Below are 18,652 nucleotides of genomic sequence, written 5' to 3'. Positions count from 1 at the left end.
ATTCAAACTCTATTTTTCGCAAATCCTGAAAAACTTTTTAAAAATTTAAGACCAACTTCTCCACTTTTTTCTGGATGAAACTGCATACCTATTAAATTGTCTTTTGTTACAATAGCAGGAATTTTATTTTCCCCATAACTTGTATAAGCAATTACATTTTCTTCTCCTACACTAGCCATATAAGAATGCACGAAATAAACGTAGGCTTCCTCTTTTATTCCACTAAAAATATCTTGTTTTAAATTAGATTTATTAAAATATAGACTATTCCATCCTATGTGAGGAATTTTTATATCTCCCTTTAGCTTAACTATATCGCCTTCAATAAAATTCAAACCAGAAGTATCTTTATCTCCTTCCTCACTTCTATTAAATAAAAGCTGCATACCAAGACAAATACCTAGAATTGCTCTTCCTTCATTTTTAACATCAACAATTTCCTCATATAAGCCTGATTTTATTAGATTCTCTACGCCATGCTTAAATGCCCCTACTCCTGGAAGTATAAAACCATAACAATCCTTAAAATCTTTACTTGATTTTACAAACTTTGTTTTTATATTTAAATAATTTAATGCATTATAAACACTTTTTAAATTTCCTACACCATAATCAATTATTCCTATCATAATACCCCCTTGGTACTTAAAACACCACTTATAGAATCATCTATACTTATAGCTTCCTTAATAGCTCTTCCAAAACCTTTAAATAGTGCCTCTATCTTGTGATGATCATTTTTTCCATACATAATCTTTAAATGCATAGTAATTCCTGCATTTAAAGCAATAGCTCTAAAAAATTCTTCAACCATATCAGTCGAAAAATTTCCCACCTTATCCTTGTTAAACTCTCCTTCAAATAGTAGGTAAGACCTATCCGAGATATCTATTACTATAAAAGCTAAAGCTTCATCCATAGGTAAAAAAACTGATGAATATCTTTTGATTCCTTTCTTTTCTCCTAATAATTCTTTTAAAGCTTTTCCAATTAGAATTCCTGCATCCTCTATTAAATGGTGATCATCAACCTCTAAATCACCTTTTGCTAAAATATTAAAGTCAAGATTTCCATGAAAAGCGAATAGAGTTAACATATGATCAAAAAAGCCTATTCCTGTGCTAATATCAATCCTCTTATTTCCATCTAAATTAAGAAATAGATTAATATCTGTTTCATTAGTCTTTCTAGAAAATTTGCCTTGTCTAACCATACTAATATTCACCTACTATTTTCTTTTTTACAATATTTCCCAAGAAATTTTTAATAACTTCTATTAAAATCTTATTTTCATTAAAGCTTCCTATAGTTATCCTAAAATAATTATCTTTAAAACTTCTTATCTTAATATTATTAAATTCTAACTCTTTTAAGAAATTCAAAATATATTTCCCATTAAATTGCCCATATATAAAGTTAGCTTTTGAAGGATAAACCTTAAAAATTTTATATTTTTCCTGTAACAAAACAAGCTCCTTATAAACTTTTTTTCTTTCTCTAAATATTAAATCTAGATTTTTTTTAAATGTTTCCTCGTATTTTAAAAGCTCTGTAGCTAAACTCTGACTTATACTATTAATATTATAAGGAACCTTATTTCCTTTAATTTCTTCTATAGTAGCGTTATTAGCAATTAAAAAGCCAACCCTAAGTGCTGCCATTGACCATGCTTTTGATAAAGTTCTTATAATTATAAGATTTGGATATTTCTCAATATTTGAGACCATACTTTTACCATAAAACTCAACATAGGCTTCATCTATAACTACCTTTATATCTTCAAATTCAATTAACATTTTAAAAATATCAACTTCATCTATAACATTTCCCGTTGGATTATTAGGATTTGAAAATATTATAAGTCTAGGATTATTGCTTTTTGCAAAGCTTATAAATTCATCTATATTGAACTTATTACCTCCTGAAAAGAACTTATACTTAGTAATATTTCCACCTTGTCTCCTTGTATAAAAATCATACATTGAGAAATCAGGCTCAAGTGTTATAACTGTATCTCCTTTTGATATATAACTTGAAATAATTAAATTTATCATTTCATCAGAACCATTTCCCGCTAATATATTTTCCTTTTTAATTCCTATGCATTTGCCATAAGTTTCCCTTAAAAGAAGTGCATCATTATCTGGATATCTGTTTAACTCATAATCTTCTAAGGATTTAGTTAACTCATAAATCTTATACGGATTTTCATTAGCATTTAATTTTACATGCTCTTTATTATCTACTTCAAAATAATTATTAACTACATCATACATATATTAACCTCCTCCATATTAAAAATAGCTTTTAGATTTTTTCATAATTTAATATTCTATAATCTAAGACGAATAGAATTTGCATGAGCATCTAATCCTTCTTTTTCTGCAAGCTCTATTATTTTATTTCCATGAAGACTTAAGGCTTCTTTAGAATAATAGAGAAATGATGATTTTTTTATAAAACTATCCACTGATAGTGGAGAAAAAAATCTTGATGTACCATTAGTAGGTAGAACATGATTTGTTCCTCCGAAATAATCTCCAACAGCTTCTGGAGTATAATAACCTAAGAATACTGAACCTGCATTTTTAACTTCATCTAATAATTCCATTGGTTTTTCTGTCATTATTTCCAAATGCTCTGGTGCAATTCTGTTACTTAATTTAATGCATTCTTCTAAATTATTACATAAGAAGGCTTTGCCATAATTTTTTAGGGATTCTTCTATAATTGATTTTCTAGGCGAGTTTATAATTTGATTTTGTATACTTAAACAAACTTTATCATATATTTTTTTAGATGTTGTTACTAGAATAGCACTTGAAAGACTATCATGTTCTGCTTGTGATAATAAATCTCCTGCAATATAATCTGGATTTGCATTTTCATCAGCTATAACTAATATTTCGCTAGGACCTGCTATCATATCTATATCTACAATCCCATATACAAGTCTCTTAGCTGTAGCTACATATATATTTCCTGGGCCTACTATTTTATCAACCTTTGGTATAGTTTCTGTTCCATAAGCTAATGCAGCTATTGCTTGAGCACCACCTACTGTAAAAACTCTATCTACTCCTGCTATATACGCTGCCGCTGCTACATATTTATTTAACACCCCGTCTTTAGTAGGTGGAGTTACCATTATTATTTCTGAAACTCCAGCAATTTTAGCTGGTACTACATTCATAAGCACAGAAGAAGGATATGAAGCGCTCCCTCCTGGTACATATACACCAACCTTTTCTAATGGAATCACTCTTTGACCTTTAAATACACCATCTTTATCTGTCATAAAATAGCCATTTGATTTTTGATATTTATGATAATTATAAATATTATTCTTAGCTTCTATTAAAGCTTTTAAAAAGTCCTCTTCCACCTCTTCTAAACATTCCTTAAATGTTTCTTGTGGAATTTCAAATTTTTCTATAAAAACTTTATCAAACCTAGTAGTAAATTCTTTAATTGCTGTATCTTTTTTATCTTTTACAGACTCTATTATATGATTAACTGAATCTAGTACTTTCTTAGAAACTTTCAACTCTCTATCTCTTAAATTATCTAATTCAAAATCTTTATTTTTATTTCTTAAATCTATTAATTCTAACATATACTACTAATCCTCTCTAAAAAATTTACTATTTCTTTTTGTTTCAAATTAAAGCTTGCCCTATTTGCAATTAATCTAGCACTTATATTTAAAATTTCATCTAATACTATTAACCCATTTTCTTTTAATGTTGTACCAGTCTCCATAATGTCAACTATTCCATTACAAAGTCCTATTAAAGGAGCTATCTCAACTGAACCTTCTATTTTAATTATTTCTACATCCATATTTTTAGTCTTAAAATATCCTTTAGCCACTTTTGGGTATTTAGTAGCTATTTTTATATGTCCACTATTACTAAAGATATTATTGTCTTTTAACCCAGCTAATATAAACTTACACTTTCCTATATTCAAATCTAAAAGTTCATAATAATTACTACTACTTTCAAGCAAACTATCTTTCCCAACCACAGCTAAATCAGCCACTCCATGCTCTACATATGTTATTGCATCATTAGCTTTAACTAGAAAATAACTTATATCATTATCTAAATCCTTAAAAATTAATTTTCTGCCCTTATTATTTCTAAAACTACAATTAAAGCCTGCTTTTTCAAATAAATCTAAACTACTAATTTCTAATCTTCCTTTTGTTAAAGCTATATTAAGAGCCATACTCATTACTCCTCTTTAATTTAATTTCTACAATTTTACCCATACTTCTTAAATGATCTGCTTCCTTTATAACATCTATAAAGTTCTCTTCTTTATACTCTAAAATTATCTTTTCTTTTGAATCCATTAATAGATTCAAAGTATTAATTTCCGCTAACGCATCTATATTTATAGAAAAACCTACAGCATTATTAGCTTCACCATAAACTTTTAACAAGTTATCATAACGTCCTCCATTTAAAACAAAATCACCATACCCTTCTACATAAGCACTAAAAATTAATCCCGTATAATAATTTATCCTTGGTAGTCTTCCTAAATTAAAACAAATAAACTCTTCATATCCTAACTCTTCAATAGTTTTAGCTAAAGTCTTCAAGTATTTAAGACTATTAAGCTCTAATTTTTCGTTAAATTCTAAAATCTCTTTTCCTCCTACTAACCAAGGCAGCTTTTTTATAATATCTTTATAATCAACATCTATTGTTAAGTCAGCTAATAAATCTTCTAGCTCTTTTATTTTCTTTTCTTCTATTAAGCTAGCCAATTTATTTTTTGTTTTTAAATCCAGTTCTGCCTTAATACAAAGCTCATTAAAAATCCCTACATGCGTTATTTCAATCTTAAATTTTTTAAAATTAAATAATTTCAAACTTTCTATAGCTAATATTATCACTTCCAGATCAGAACCCTTAACCCACTCTCCAATAAGCTCTATTCCACAATGAGTAGATTCATTTTTTTGACCTAATAATTCCTTATTTACCCTGAAAATATTTGAAGTATAACTTAATCTTAAAGGTTTTTTTACTCCTTTAAACTTGGAACCTACAAGTCTTGCTATAGGTATTGTCATATCAGGCCTAAGAACAAGAATTCTTCCATTATTATCAAAAGCTTTATAAATATCTTGCTCTTTAAAACTTTCAAAACCACTATTTATAACCTTGTAATATTCAATAGTTGGAGTAATCACTTTTTTATATCCCCACGATTTAAAAAGATTGTTTATTCTTAGTATTAAATTTTCTCTTGTTTCACATTGAATATTTATTAAATCCATAGTTCCATTTGGTATTTCATTTAATCTCATATTTCACCTCCTGAACTTTATCACTATATCGCTTTAACTCATTAAAATATCTTTATAATTATAATATGTTTTTCCCAATTAATTGTCAATACTTTTTTTAGAAAATATTTTTAAATTTATAAAAACACAAAAAATACCTCTCATAAAACTTTATGAGAGGCTAAAACTTTAAACTCCACCTTTAAATAAATTCTTGAAGTTATATTTTATATTGTCTAAGAAATTACCTTTCTTTATGTCCCTATCTGAATAAATATCTACACTTCCAACTAAAGAATTTCCTATGTAATATTCACATTTTCCTATTACTTCTCCCTTAGTAAAAGCTTTTTTATTTTCGTCTATGTTTAAGATTAACTTCTTTTGAACCTTATCACCATTACCTTTTTCATAGGTTATGTATACATCATTCTTAGCTTTTGCCATTAAGAATTTATCTCCCTGTTTGTTTAATGGTACCTTTTCAACATCCTGATCCTTAACTAATAACTTTTTACTTTCAAATTTAGAAAATCCATAGTTAAGCAACATACTTGCATCTCTATTTCTTATCTTATAAGTTGGTGCTCCCATAATTACTGCGAGCATTCTAGTACCATCTTTATTAGCTGTTGCGGAAATACAATATTTAGCTTCATTAGTAAAACCAGTCTTTAGACCATCACAGCCTTTAAAAAATCTAACTAATTTATTATGGTTAACAAGTTCTATAGGACTCTTTCTGCCCTCTGATATATTATCCATATAAGTGCCTGTATATTTTAATATAGTTGGGTGTTTTAAAAGCTCTCTAGACATTATAGAAATGTCTTTAGCAGTTGACATATGTCCATCTGATGGTAATCCTGTACAGTTTTTAAACGTTGTATTTTTCATACCTAGGGCAGCCGCTTTTTCATTCATCATTTTTACAAAACCCTCTTCTGTTCCGCCTAGATATTCTGCCATTGCAACTGCAGCATCATTGCCTGAAGCTATAGCTATTCCTTTCAAGATTTCTTCTACAGTTCTAATTTCACCTGTATCTAATAGCATAGTGCTACCACCCATTTTTTTTGCATTTTCACTACAGGTTATTTTATCACTAAGTTTAATTTTACCATTGTCTACTGATTCCATAGCAAGTAGCATTGTCATTATTTTTGTTACGGAAGCTGGTGCAAATTTTTGATCAGGATTTTTTTCATAAATTACTTTTCCAGAAGTTGATTCCATAAGTACTGCTGAGTTTGCTTCCACCTTAATTCCTGCATCTTCAGCTGCTTTTACTGGCACTGAGAATATTGAAGTTAAAAATATAATAAGTGAGAAGATACTAATTAATTTTTTATTTTTCATATTTATATCCTCCTTTCACATTTAGCTTTACCAAATTTTTTTTTATTATCACAAACTATATAAAATTATTTTTAAAATAAGCTATCTTAATCTTTCTAAATGAACTACTCCTTGTCTACTTGACAGGGAGCAGTTCAAAATTAGGATAGATTATATTTTATATTTTTGCATTTAATTCTTCATATTTTAGTTATAAAACTTAAACCATTTATAGAGCAAATAAAAAAAGCTATTACTTTTTATGTTTTAAAAGTAATAGCCTATAATCTAGTATAATCTTACGTTTCCATTAAGAAGAGATACTCTCCCCTTTTCAATTTTAGTAATTTCTCCATAAAAATTAATTTCTTTATTATTTACAATTATTCCATAACCATCTTTACAACAATAAATAGGATGTTGTCTTTTTGCTGAATAATCAATAACCATAAATAAATTATTTTTATTTTCTCCCCAATTAGGTATAAATTCAAAATCAACCATATTTAAGCCATCACTTAGCTTATCGTCATAGCTTCCTCCAATAAATTTAACACTTTCTATACTCTTTGTCATTATGACACTTCCAGCTCCTACACATATTATAGGTTTATCCGTTTCATTAAATTTGTCTATAACAATCTTAAAATTTCTCTCATTAATTATCTTTAAAAGTTCTTGTGTATCTTCACCCGACAAGTGAATAGCATCACAACTTAATATATTTTCAACTTTACTATCATCAAAATTATCATATAAATTGTAATAATCAAGCCTTTTTATTCCAATAGAATCATAATAATTTTTAGTTTGATCAAAATATTTTTTAGCCTCATCTTTTGTTGGACTAATGTAAGCTAATTTAGCATCTTTTTTATTTACAATTTTTGCCAAATCTAGATTCATAGGATTTTTTTGGTCTATTCTTTGCTCACTAAATAGTATAATTTTCATATTATGCCCCCTAAATTTTTACCCCAATTTTTATTATATACTATCATAGATAAATACTTTTTTCAATTTTCTAAAAATATTTTTATTAATATAATAATATCCAACATATAATCATTCCAGTTTTTTACTAAAAAAACATAAGCCTCCTTATTGTTTTTACAATTAAGAAGGTTTATACTTATCATTTAACTAAATTTAAACATCTTCCGGCTTAAATGAAATATTAAGATTTTCAAGCTTTGTGTCTAATGCTGTATATTTAACCTTTGCAGTATCAAAAAGAAGCTTAGACGCTTTGACAACATCTGTTTCCTTATATTTATCAGACAAATATATAACTTCTTTAATACCTGATTGTATTATAGCCTTTGCACATTCATTGCATGGAAATAACGTTGCATATACCTTGCATCCACTAAGTTCTTTTCCTATACTATTTAAAATTGCATTAAGTTCTGCATGGCAAGTATAAGGATATTTAGTATCTAAAAATTCTCCTTTATTTTCCCAAGGAAAATCATCATCTGAACAGCCTATAGGGAACCCGTTATATCCTATTCCTATTATTTTTTTATTATTATCAACTATACAAGCTCCTACTTGAGTATTAGGATCCTTACTCCTTTTTGCACTTATAAGTGCAATTCCCATAAAATATTCATCCCATGATATATAATCTTTTCTTTTGCTCATTTTATCTCCTCCAAAACTTATATATAATTTTACTTCTAAATATTTATTTTATAAACTCTTCTATTTTATTACTTAAATCATTTGCATCTGCGTAACCATTTTTAAATAATTCCATTAACCTATTTCTATCCTTTTCATATCTACCAACCTTGACTTCTTTACTAGGCCTTATTACTAAAGCTTTGCCTTCTTTTTCAAGTTGTTCTATAAAATCTAATGTTTCATTATAAACCTTATATCTATTAATCATAGCCTCAACTAACTTTGGATAATCTTTATATCTATACTTTAAAAATTTCATAAGTTTAGATGGTTTTTTTCTATATTCTAAATTTCTAGTTAAAACTATAATATTTCTTTCATTCCCATCAGCAATTGATTTTTTTATTGGTATTGAATCTGAAACACCACCATCTAAAAGATCATACCCTTTATAACTAACTATTGGAGAAACTAGCGGTAAAGATGCTGAAGCCCTAAGTGCATCTAAGCCGTCTCTCATATCCTCTTTATTAAAATATACTGGTTTCCCAGTAGTACAATCTGTAGTACCTATTATAAATTCAAATTCCTCATTATTAAACGTATCATAATCAAAAGGTACATACCTATTAGGTATTTCATTAAAAATAAATTCCATTCCAAATAAAGACTTATCTCTTATTAAATTTCTAAAACTTAAATACCTTTTATCATCTATATAATCTAATATTACTTTTTCACTTCTTCCTCTTTGTCTTGAAGCATACGAAACAGCATTACAAATACCTGCTGATACACCTATTATGTATTTAAAGTAAATTTCATTCTCCATAAAATAATCCAAAACTCCACAGGTATAAATTCCTCTCATACCTCCACCTTCTAATACTAAACCTACCTTTTCCAAATCTTTCACCTCTTTTAACATTCACTATTTAACATTTTACCATATTTTTATGCTTTATTATTAAATTTACTTAAAACTATATGCTAAAAATTTATTTTTAATATTATCTCAAATTTTTTATTACATGAGACTAATATTATTTATAATTTTATAAAAGTAGTTTTCACAAATAAATTAGTAAATTAACCCAGACTTAGATTTTTACTTAACTTAAAACATTTTACTTATATGTAATTTTAACCAAAATAACTCATATATTAAACTATAGTAATTATTTTAGGTACTTCTATGAAAATAGTCCTACTTCACATCAATAAAAATAGTGTAAGCTGTAGTCTTATTAAATTATTTATCAATCCGTTTTTTACAAATAATATTTTTATTAGCTCTCAAATAATTGCAAGTACACACTACATTTTAACTAAAAAAATTTTATAAAATTAAAAGAAGATACCTAGTCAGTATCTTCTTTTAGATGTTAACTATCAATTATACTATCTTTATTCACCATAAAATAAAATTCTACTCCCACATCTGTATTCCTTACACCATATGGAAAATTATGATGCTCCAAAATATTCTTTGTGATAGATAAACCTAAACCAGTGCCTCCCAGTTTTCTATTTCTCGATTTATCTATTTTGTAAAACCTTTCCCATATAAGTTTAAGTTCTTCTTCATTTATATGGCTACCAGTATTCTCCACTGATATTCTAAGTCCATCTTGTACCTCTTGCATTAAAACATTTATTTGACCATTCCTATTTGCATTCTTTATTGCATTTGTTATAAAATTTGTTATTACTTGATCTATTTTGTTTATATCTGCATATATAATTTTATCTAATATATAACTTTTTAAAGTTAATTCTTTTTCATTCAAGGGTCCTGTATATTTCTTAACTAAATCTTGTATAAAATCTCCAATATTAAACTCTTTCTTTTGTAGTTTAAAATTTCCTGATTCTAAATGAGACAATTCCAACATTTCTGATACTAAACTTGCCATTTTTCTACTTTCATCTATTATAACGTCTAAATAAAAATCTTTGTCCTCATCTTCAAAAATTTCATCTTTGAGTCCTACTGCATAACCGTCTATTAATGTTATTGGTGTTTTAAGTTCATGAGAAATAGCTGCTATAAACTCTTTTCTCATAGCCTCTAATCTTCTTTCCTTATCTATATCATTTGCAAGTTTTATATTTGCCTCCTTAAGCGAAGTTAATGCATTATCTAAATTTTCACTTAAAAAGTTTAATGATTCTGCCACATTTTCAAATTCATCTCTAGTGTTTACATGACATTTACTTTCAAAATCTAGCTTTGACATTTTTGTGGCTGTTTTATTTATAGTTAAAAGAGGTTTAGTTATCATTTTTGAAAATATGAATGATAATAATATTATAAATAAAATAGCAAAGCCATAAGAATATATATAGAACTCCTTTATAGTTGATGCTGCATCATTCACTGGTTGTAATGAACGTATTATAAATATTTTATCATTGCTTTTACTTGCCTTCATTATGCTTACTATTCTCTTTTCCTTGGCTCTTAAATCATTAATTGTAACTGTCTTTGCTTTGATACTGTCAATATTAAGAGATAATTCTGGATCTTTTTTAAAATTTAAAATAAACTGTGTTAACTCTTTTGTCTTTATAACATCATCCCTAGATGGTTGTGTTTTTTGAAGAGCTATAAGTTTTAAGTTCTCATCTAATATTATTATTTTTATAGGATATTCATCTTCAAATTCTTTTAAAGTATTATTTAAGGCTTCTCTATCTTCCACATCGTCAGACTTATTTAATTTATCATAGCTATGTTTTAATTTTTGTGAAATACTTTCCATTTCGCTAGTTATTTTTCTTTCATAAAACTTTTCAAAAAAAAGTGAATTTATAACTAAATTTGTTGTTATAAACAATGCGAAAATAATAGCTGTAACCAAAAATAATTTTCTTTTTATACCAATTTTGAATCTTGGTGCATCATTATTTTCTTTAAAAATTATTTTATACTTCTTTAATATTTCTAAGACACCCATATAAACTTTTTTTAATATTTTACCCAAATTTATAACCGCTTCCTCTTATAGTAGTTATTAAATTTGCTTTAGTATCTAATTTTTCCCTAATCTTCTTAATATGTGTGTCTACTGTTCTTAAATCTCCATCAAAATCTATTCCCCAAATAGAATTAAGTATTTGTTCTCTAGATAAAACTATATTTTTATTTTTTATTAAATAAACTAGTAGTTCATACTCCTTTGGAGCCAAATATATCTCTTTATCCTCCACAAATGCATTATGAGATAAAAGGTCTACTCTTATTCCTTCAAAATTAAGTTCTTTTATTTCAGTACTTTCACCTATATTATAGGTTCTATTTATTATAGATTTTATTTTAGCAAGTAAAACCCTTGTATCAAAAGGTTTAGTTACATAATGATCACTACCAAGTTCAAAGCCAAGGATCATATCCTCAGCTTCGGATTTTGCTGTCAAAAATACTATAGGTACATTTGATTTCTTTCTTATTTCCTTACAAACTTCATATCCATCCATAATTGGCATCATTACATCTAAAACTATTAAATGAACTCTATTCTCATCAAAAATTTTAATAGCCTCATATCCGTTGCAAGCCTCTAAAACTTTGTAATCTGATTTTTTTAAGTACGCACCTATAAGCTTTCTCATTCTATCCTCATCATCAACTACTAAAATTGTTTCATTCATAGAAATCACTCCACTTTATTCAAATCTTAATGCATCTATTGGGTTTAACTTGGAAGCCTTATTAGCTGGATAAATTCCAAATAAAACTCCAACAGCCACCGAAAATACGCATGAGATAATTATAACACTATTTGTTATAATTATGCTTGTGTTGAAGAAATTTAATGCTACATAAGATCCGATATATGAAACTATAACTCCTAATATACCACCTAATGTACTTATTGTAGCAGCTTCTATTAAAAATTGAAGTAATATAGTAGATCTTTTCGCTCCAATTGCTTTTCTTATACCTATTTCTCTAGTTCTTTCGATAACTGAAACAAGCATTATATTCATTATACCTATACCACCTACTAACAATGATATAGCAGCAATCCCACCAAGCATTGCTGTCATTTTTTCAGTTGTTGAATTAGCAGTATCTAATAAACTACTTTGATTAAGTACTCTATAACTTTTTGTATCATTATTATACTTTTTATTTAAAAGTAACTGTGTATATCCCATAGCTGTATCAACATCATCTTTTGAATTTGCTTCTATATAAAAAGTTTTAATATCATTAGTTTTAAAATCCCTTTGTGCTGTTGTTATTGGTACTAATATTTTATCATCATTAGAACCGGCCATACTTGAACCTTGAGATTCTAAAACCCCAATTATTTTATAGCTATATCCATTTACAAAAATCTCTTTTCCCACTACATTAGTAGTATTAAATACATTATTTGCTGTATCTACTCCTATTACTGCTACATGAAATCTATTTTCTATATCTCTATCTTCTATAAACCTTCCATTTGCTACATTCACATTTCTTATTTCTGTATAATTTGGAGTTGTTCCTTCTACACTTGTTGTAGAAGTTTCAGTGCCTGCTTTTATATTTACATTTTGCTGGCTTAAAGACGGCGCTACTTCTTTTATCCCTGGCCTTGATTTTAATTCTTTAAGATCATTATCAGTAATAGGTACAGTTTTCTTACCTGTTATACTAATAGTTATAAGGTTTGTTCCAAGCTTTTCTATTTGATCTGAAACCTGCTTTTTAGTTCCTTCTCCCATACCAACTAAAAGTATTACTGAAGATATACCTATTATTATACCAAGCATTGTAAGTAAGGAACGTACTTTATTACTTAAAACTGACCCTATAGCTATTCCAAATAGCTTTTTTATTTTCATAAAGATACCTCCTGCACTTGTTCATTATACTCATCAGATGTTATTATTCCATCCATAACAGTTACTATACGTTTAGCTCTTTTAGCTAAATCTCTATCGTGTGTTATCATAACTATTGTATTTCCTTCATCATTTAAAGATTTTAAAATTTCCATTACTTCCTTACCAGTCTTACTATCAAGAGCTCCTGTAGGTTCATCTGCTAAAATAATTTGAGGAGTACTAACAAGTGCTCTAGCTATAGCTACCCTTTGCATTTGACCTCCTGATAATTCAGTTGGTTTATGCTTAACATGCTTTGAAAGTCCCATTTTATCTAATGCCTTTTCGGCTCTTTCTCTAGCTTCTTTATTTGATACACCTAGATAATGTAGCGGTAATTCTACATTATCTAGTATTGATATTTTAGGAAGCAAATTATAACTTTGAAATATAAAACCTATTTTAGAATTCCTTATACTAGCAAGTTTCGAATCGCTACACTTTGTGTTTACAGAATCTAATATATACTCACCTTCTGTAGGTGTATCTAAACAACCTATAATATTCATTAAAGTAGATTTTCCAGCACCTGAAGGCCCTACTATAGCAACATATTCGCCCTTGTTTATCGTAAGATTTATATTATCTAAAGCTTTAAATTTAGTGGCTCCAGTATTATAAATCTTTGAAACGCCATTTATTTTAATTATTTCCTTAGACTCATTCATTGTATAGCCTCCTTATTTCTTAGTTGAATTATCTGATGCACCTTTTTGTGATTTATTTTGGCTACCTCCACCAAAGTTTTGTCCTCCTCCAAAGCCACTATTTCCACCAAATCCACCTTGTCTCATATTTTGATTTGATTGATTTGTACTCTTAGGAAGCATTACTAGAACTTTTTGTCCTTCTGTTAATCCATCTAACACTTCAACATAATTTTCATTTTCAAGCCCTGTTTTAATTTCTACTAAATTACCTTTACCATAAGTTTGTCCTTTTTGTTTTTGTGAATTTTGATTACTATTAGAAACATTTTGAGTAGAACTATCTGTTTCATTTGGTACCATAACATACTTTTTGCCATTTCTTTCCGTAATTGCTTCTGATGGAACTACTAAAGCATTATCTTTTCCATCTACATTTATACTTACATTGGCTGTCATCCCTAAAGCTACCCCATCTGTACTATCTAATTGAACATAAACATCATAAGTAGTTACATTGTTTGTTGTAGTTCCAACTAAACTTACTGTAGAAACCTTACCTGTAAATTTTTTATCCTTTAATGCACCAAATGTAATATCTGCAGTTAATCCCTCTCTAATTTTTGCTATATCAAGTTCATCCACAGACACCTTTACTTTATAAGAATTTGTATTTACTAATGATAAAATAGCTTTCCCACTTTGGGTACTATCTCCATTTTGATTGTTTATAGCAGTAACAATTCCATCTATAGGTGCTACAATAGTAGCTTTACTTCTCTCATCAGTAGCTGTTTTTAAATCATTTTTTGCATCACTTATATTTATATTTTGAGTAGCTATTTGATTTTGTAAGCTAGATATATTATTAGTCTGAGTGTTTATTTGATTTTGTAATGTATTTATTTTATCATTTAAAGTTTTAGCATCATTACCTGTAGCTGTTTGTAATTGAGTTTTGGCAGTATTTAAATCATTTTGAGCATTTTGAAGTTGTGTATTTGTATTTTGCAACTGGTTTTGAAGACTTGTAAGCTGTATATTTTGTTTTGATATATTACTATTAGCTTTAGATACAGCACTATCAAGTTGATCACTTGAAATAGTACAAATTGTTTGACCTGCTTTTACTTTATCTCCAACCTTTAAGTTTAAACCTGAAATATTTCCCTGAACAGATCCCATAATATCACTTGATTGCTCTGCTACAACTGAACCTGTTCCCTGCACATTTATCTTTATATTTTGCTTACTTGTCTTCATAGAAATATATGTGTTCTGAGAGGCTGTTACCTTCTGACTAGAACTATATTTAGAATAAGCAAAAGCCAAACCTCCTATAGAAACTACAGCAACTATAGCTATTACTATTATTTTCACCATATTTTTTTTCATAATCTTCCTCCTACTTATATAACAAAAAAGATTTTTAAATTTTATATAATTACATATTAGAAAAAGCTTTTGTTTTTAAAGTGATGAAATAATTAAAAAATTATGAACGTTAAAAACATATAATGAATTATAAGTTTCTCACATAAAATATTGATATTAAATAATACTCATATATAAATAATTCTAATTCAAGTATTCTATAGCTTTATTGCGGATAGTTTAGAAAAAATTAAAAAATATAATATTTTCACAAAAAATTATGGCAATATAGAATATATTTCCTCTAATATATTACTTAAATTTATATCATTTAAGGTTGCAATTTAATTTTAAAATTGTTATTATTTAACTTATAAAATTTATTTAGGGGGCTAAAAAATGGATTGTATCGTAACAAAATTTGGGGGAAGCTCATTAGCTGATGCTAAGCAATTTAAAAAAGTAAAAGAAATTATACTTTCTGATTCTAAAAGGAGGTTTGTAATTCCATCTGCACCTGGTAAACGACATAATAAAGATTATAAAATAACAGATCTTCTATATTTATGTCATGCTCACGTAGAAAGCTCTATTCCATTTGATGAAGTATTTAAATTGATAAGTGATAGATATAAGGAAATTGTCAAAGATTTAGGACTTGATTTAAACATAGATGATGACTTAAATATAATAAAGAAAAATCTCGAAAACGGATTTTCTCGTGATTATGCTGCAAGCAGAGGAGAATATTTAAATGGTATTATTCTTGCAAAATATTTAAACTATGAATTTATAGACGCTGCAGAACTTATAGTTTTTGATAAATCTAGAAATCTAGATTCTGAAAAAACTAACCAACTCATTGAATCCAGACTTTCCAATGTGGAAAAAGCTGTAATCCCTGGATTTTATGGAGCAAATTCTCTTGGTGATATAGTTACATTTTCTAGAGGTGGTTCAGATATAACAGGTTCGCTTATTGCTGCTGGAGTAGAAGCTAATCTTTATGAAAATTGGACAGATGTTTCAGGATTTTTAATGGCAGATCCAAGAATAGTAAAAAATCCAAAAACAATTGAAAAAATTACTTACAGAGAACTTCGAGAGTTATCTTATATGGGTGCTTCTGTTTTACACGAAGAAGCAATCTTTCCTGTAAGAAAAAATGGAATACCTATTAATATAAAAAATACAAACATTCCTAAAGATGTAGGAACATTTATTATAAATGATTTTACTAATATTAATGAAAATAGAACCATAACTGGCATAGCTGGTAAGAAAGACTTCACAGTGATATCTATAGAAAAAGCTCTTATGAATTATGAATTAGGTTTTTGTAGAAAACTTCTTTCTATACTTGAACATCACAATGTATCTTTTGAAAATATGCCATCTGGAATAGACACTGTATGCCTTGTAGTTTCAGATAATCAAATAAAAGATAAACTGCAAGTAATAGTTAAAGAAATAGAACTACAATGCTCACCAGATTCTATTCACATTTATCCTAATATGGCACTAATAGCAACAGTTGGTCGTGGGATGACAAAAAGCCTTGGTGTTGCTAGTAAAATATTCACTGCCTTAAGTGACAATGGTATAAATATTCGAATGATAGATCAAGGGTCTAGTGAAATAAACATTTTAGTAGGTATAGAAAATGACGATTTTGAAAAAGCTATTCAAGCCATATATAATAGTTTTGTATAGTATTAAAAAAACATAAATTAATATATTTATAAAAAACACTTGTTTCTATATTTTACAAGTGTTTTTTTTGTATAAAAGTTTGTTTTAGTAGAAAAATATTAATGAATACTAATTTTAGGAAGGTGTTAAAGATGAAAAAACAAAAGAAAAATCTTGAAGAAAATAAAACAATAACCCATGAAGTAGTACAAGGTGAATATGGTAAATTTGTTAGTGAAGTTCAAGATTTTAAAAAACCTGAAAATTATGATGATGCATTTAGTAAATACTATCCAAAAGGACCTGAAAATCTATTTTAATCAAAAAAAGGTATGGAATTTAGAGTAATTCTACATTCCATACCTTATAATAATCTTAACTTCTAACTTATTTTATTTATTAATCTTTATTATTCTTATAAACTCTATAATTTGCATATCCAACAATTAACCAAAATACTCCGCCTATACTCCATAAAGATATAGCTAAATTATTATTCTTTTGAACTTGTAAAAATGCATTTATAAAGAACAAAGCTGCACATATTAAATTTAATACTATATTTCTTTTAGCATTCATAAGCTAGTATCCTCCCAAATTCGTAGTAAATTACTTAAACTTGTCAAGTTTTACTCTATATACTATTTAAATTATTTCCATAATATTACTTGCTTATGCGATAATTTTGAAGTTTTAAATTCTCCTGGTTAATCCCCTTAAACTCACATAAATATTCTATAATTAATTTTTATATGAAAATATTTGATTGTTTAAAGATTTAGTTTTATATATTTACTTTTATTAAAATCATTCTTTTATTTATATGATTTTTATTTAATATACATTACTATACAAAAATATATAATAACCATTTTCTATTAATATTGTTTATGATATACTGTTTTTATTAAGTAATACATAAATATTAATCAAAGGAGCATCAAAATGAAAAAATTTATTTCATGGAATGTAAATGGTATTAGAGCCTGTGTACAAAAAGGATTTTTAGATTTTTTTAAAGAGGTTAATGCAGATGCATTCTGTATTCAAGAAACAAAACTACAAGAAGGCCAAATTGAATTAGAATTAGATGGTTATTATCAATATTGGAACTATGCTGAAAAGAAGGGGTATTCTGGCACTGCTATTTTTACAAAAGAAAAACCAATTTCAGCATCTTACGGAATAAATATAGAAGAACATGATAAAGAAGGTAGAGTTATAACTTTAGAATTTAATGATTATTACTTAATTACAGTATATACTCCAAATTCTAAAGATAAGCTTTTAAGACTTGATTATAGAATGACTTGGGAAGATGCTTTTCGTAACTATTTAAAAAATCTTGAAAAAAATAAACCTGTCATAGTTTGTGGAGATTTAAATGTTGCCCATACTGAAATAGACCTAAAAAACCCCAAGTCTAATAGAAAAAATGCGGGTTTTACTGATGAAGAAAGAGAAAAATTTTCTCTGCTTTTAGCCTCTGGCTTTACTGACACTTATCGCTACTTTAATCCAGACAAAGAAGAAATTTACTCTTGGTGGTCATATAGATTTAATGCTAGAGCAAATAATGCAGGATGGAGAATTGATTATTTTTGCACATCTAAATCTTTAGATTCTAGACTTGTCAGTGCAGATATTCACACAAAGATTTTAGGATCTGATCATTGTCCTGTTGAACTTGTTATAAATTAATCTATAACAATATCAATTTAATAAACGTTATTAATAAATTAAATTATTTATTCAATGCTTTTTTACTATTATATTAACAAAG

The 18,652-nt window shown here is 27.3% G+C and carries 19 protein-coding genes; 3 read left to right on the top strand and 16 right to left on the bottom strand.

Going from position 1 to position 18,652, the window contains the following annotated elements; genetic code table 11:
• Positions 1–2: 2 nt before the first annotated feature.
• The 15 genes from hisH to BUB01_RS04910 all read right to left on the bottom strand — a co-directional run bounded on the left by hisH (position 3) and on the right by BUB01_RS04910 (position 15,198).
• Positions 3–629 (bottom strand): imidazole glycerol phosphate synthase subunit HisH, encoded by a 627-nt coding sequence (gene hisH / locus BUB01_RS04980; protein WP_072985584.1) that lies wholly within the window; start codon positions 627–629, stop codon positions 3–5.
• Positions 626–1,213 (bottom strand): imidazoleglycerol-phosphate dehydratase HisB, encoded by a 588-nt coding sequence (gene hisB / locus BUB01_RS04975; protein ID WP_072985583.1) that lies wholly within the window; start codon positions 1,211–1,213, stop codon positions 626–628. Before hisB ends, hisH begins: the two co-directional genes overlap by 4 nt.
• A gap of 1 nt (position 1,214) precedes the next feature.
• Positions 1,215–2,276 carry a histidinol-phosphate transaminase gene (gene hisC, locus BUB01_RS04970; protein ID WP_072985582.1) on the bottom strand — a complete coding sequence of 354 codons (1,062 nt, stop codon included), beginning with the start codon at positions 2,274–2,276 and terminating at the stop codon, positions 1,215–1,217.
• Between the two features lie 56 nt (positions 2,277–2,332).
• Positions 2,333–3,616, bottom strand: coding sequence for a histidinol dehydrogenase (gene hisD, locus BUB01_RS04965; RefSeq protein ID WP_072985581.1), 1,284 nt, complete (start codon positions 3,614–3,616; stop codon positions 2,333–2,335).
• On the bottom strand, positions 3,610–4,233 hold the full coding sequence (gene hisG, locus BUB01_RS04960) for an ATP phosphoribosyltransferase (RefSeq protein WP_072985580.1): 624 nt from the start codon (positions 4,231–4,233) through the stop codon (positions 3,610–3,612). The genes hisD and hisG overlap by 7 nt, the downstream gene beginning before the upstream one ends.
• On the bottom strand, positions 4,223–5,326 hold the full coding sequence (gene hisZ / locus BUB01_RS04955) for an ATP phosphoribosyltransferase regulatory subunit (RefSeq protein ID WP_072985579.1): 1,104 nt from the start codon (positions 5,324–5,326) through the stop codon (positions 4,223–4,225). Before hisZ ends, hisG begins: the two co-directional genes overlap by 11 nt.
• A 168-nt stretch (positions 5,327–5,494) precedes the next feature.
• Positions 5,495–6,664 carry a D-alanyl-D-alanine carboxypeptidase family protein gene (locus BUB01_RS04950; RefSeq protein WP_072985578.1) on the bottom strand — a complete coding sequence of 390 codons (1,170 nt, stop codon included), beginning with the start codon at positions 6,662–6,664 and terminating at the stop codon, positions 5,495–5,497.
• Between the two features lie 267 nt (positions 6,665–6,931).
• Complete coding sequence (locus BUB01_RS04945) at positions 6,932–7,597, bottom strand: Type 1 glutamine amidotransferase-like domain-containing protein (protein ID WP_072985577.1); 666 nt, start codon at positions 7,595–7,597, stop codon at positions 6,932–6,934.
• Between the two features lie 195 nt (positions 7,598–7,792).
• Positions 7,793–8,290 (bottom strand): deoxycytidylate deaminase, encoded by a 498-nt coding sequence (locus BUB01_RS04940; RefSeq protein ID WP_072985576.1) that lies wholly within the window; start codon positions 8,288–8,290, stop codon positions 7,793–7,795.
• Positions 8,291–8,333: 43 nt separating this feature from the next.
• The gene (locus tag BUB01_RS04935) at positions 8,334–9,179 is read right to left on the bottom strand and encodes a patatin-like phospholipase family protein (protein WP_072985575.1); all 846 of its coding nucleotides are present in this window, start codon (positions 9,177–9,179) and stop codon (positions 8,334–8,336) included.
• Between the two features lie 478 nt (positions 9,180–9,657).
• Positions 9,658–11,259, bottom strand: coding sequence for a sensor histidine kinase (locus tag BUB01_RS04930; protein ID WP_084108364.1), 1,602 nt, complete (start codon positions 11,257–11,259; stop codon positions 9,658–9,660).
• Positions 11,252–11,926 carry a response regulator transcription factor gene (locus BUB01_RS04925; protein ID WP_072985574.1) on the bottom strand — a complete coding sequence of 225 codons (675 nt, stop codon included), beginning with the start codon at positions 11,924–11,926 and terminating at the stop codon, positions 11,252–11,254. The genes BUB01_RS04930 and BUB01_RS04925 overlap by 8 nt, the downstream gene beginning before the upstream one ends.
• Positions 11,927–11,941: 15 nt before the next feature.
• The gene (locus BUB01_RS04920) at positions 11,942–13,114 is read right to left on the bottom strand and encodes an ABC transporter permease (RefSeq protein WP_072985573.1); all 1,173 of its coding nucleotides are present in this window, start codon (positions 13,112–13,114) and stop codon (positions 11,942–11,944) included.
• Positions 13,111–13,824, bottom strand: coding sequence for an ABC transporter ATP-binding protein (locus tag BUB01_RS04915; RefSeq protein ID WP_072985572.1), 714 nt, complete (start codon positions 13,822–13,824; stop codon positions 13,111–13,113). The genes BUB01_RS04920 and BUB01_RS04915 overlap by 4 nt, the downstream gene beginning before the upstream one ends.
• Positions 13,825–13,836: 12 nt before the next feature.
• Positions 13,837–15,198, bottom strand: coding sequence for an efflux RND transporter periplasmic adaptor subunit (locus BUB01_RS04910; protein ID WP_072985571.1), 1,362 nt, complete (start codon positions 15,196–15,198; stop codon positions 13,837–13,839).
• Positions 15,199–15,576: 378 nt separating this feature from the next.
• Between BUB01_RS04910 and BUB01_RS04905 the strand changes: the two genes are divergently transcribed.
• Together BUB01_RS04905 and BUB01_RS23100 are read left to right on the top strand one after the other, a co-directional pair.
• The gene (locus BUB01_RS04905; RefSeq protein ID WP_072985570.1) at positions 15,577–16,890 is read left to right on the top strand and encodes an aspartate kinase; all 1,314 of its coding nucleotides are present in this window, start codon (positions 15,577–15,579) and stop codon (positions 16,888–16,890) included.
• A gap of 131 nt (positions 16,891–17,021) precedes the next feature.
• Positions 17,022–17,189, top strand: coding sequence for a hypothetical protein (locus BUB01_RS23100; protein ID WP_159433206.1), 168 nt, complete (start codon positions 17,022–17,024; stop codon positions 17,187–17,189).
• 79 nt (positions 17,190–17,268) lie between these two features.
• On the opposite strand, the gene BUB01_RS04900 is transcribed toward BUB01_RS23100, so the two are convergent.
• Positions 17,269–17,448 carry a hypothetical protein gene (locus BUB01_RS04900; protein WP_072985569.1) on the bottom strand — a complete coding sequence of 60 codons (180 nt, stop codon included), beginning with the start codon at positions 17,446–17,448 and terminating at the stop codon, positions 17,269–17,271.
• 366 nt (positions 17,449–17,814) lie between these two features.
• Here BUB01_RS04900 and BUB01_RS04895 point away from each other — a divergent pair, with 366 nt between their 5' ends.
• Positions 17,815–18,570: an exodeoxyribonuclease III gene (locus BUB01_RS04895; protein WP_072985568.1), complete on the top strand. Its 756-nt coding sequence runs from the start codon at positions 17,815–17,817 to the stop codon at positions 18,568–18,570.
• Positions 18,571–18,652 lie beyond the last annotated feature (82 nt).

This window comes from Clostridium cavendishii DSM 21758, assembly GCF_900141845.1.
GTDB classification, from domain to species: domain Bacteria; phylum Bacillota; class Clostridia; order Clostridiales; family Clostridiaceae; genus Clostridium_AG; species Clostridium_AG cavendishii.
This window is presented reverse-complemented; position numbering and strand designations above follow the sequence as displayed.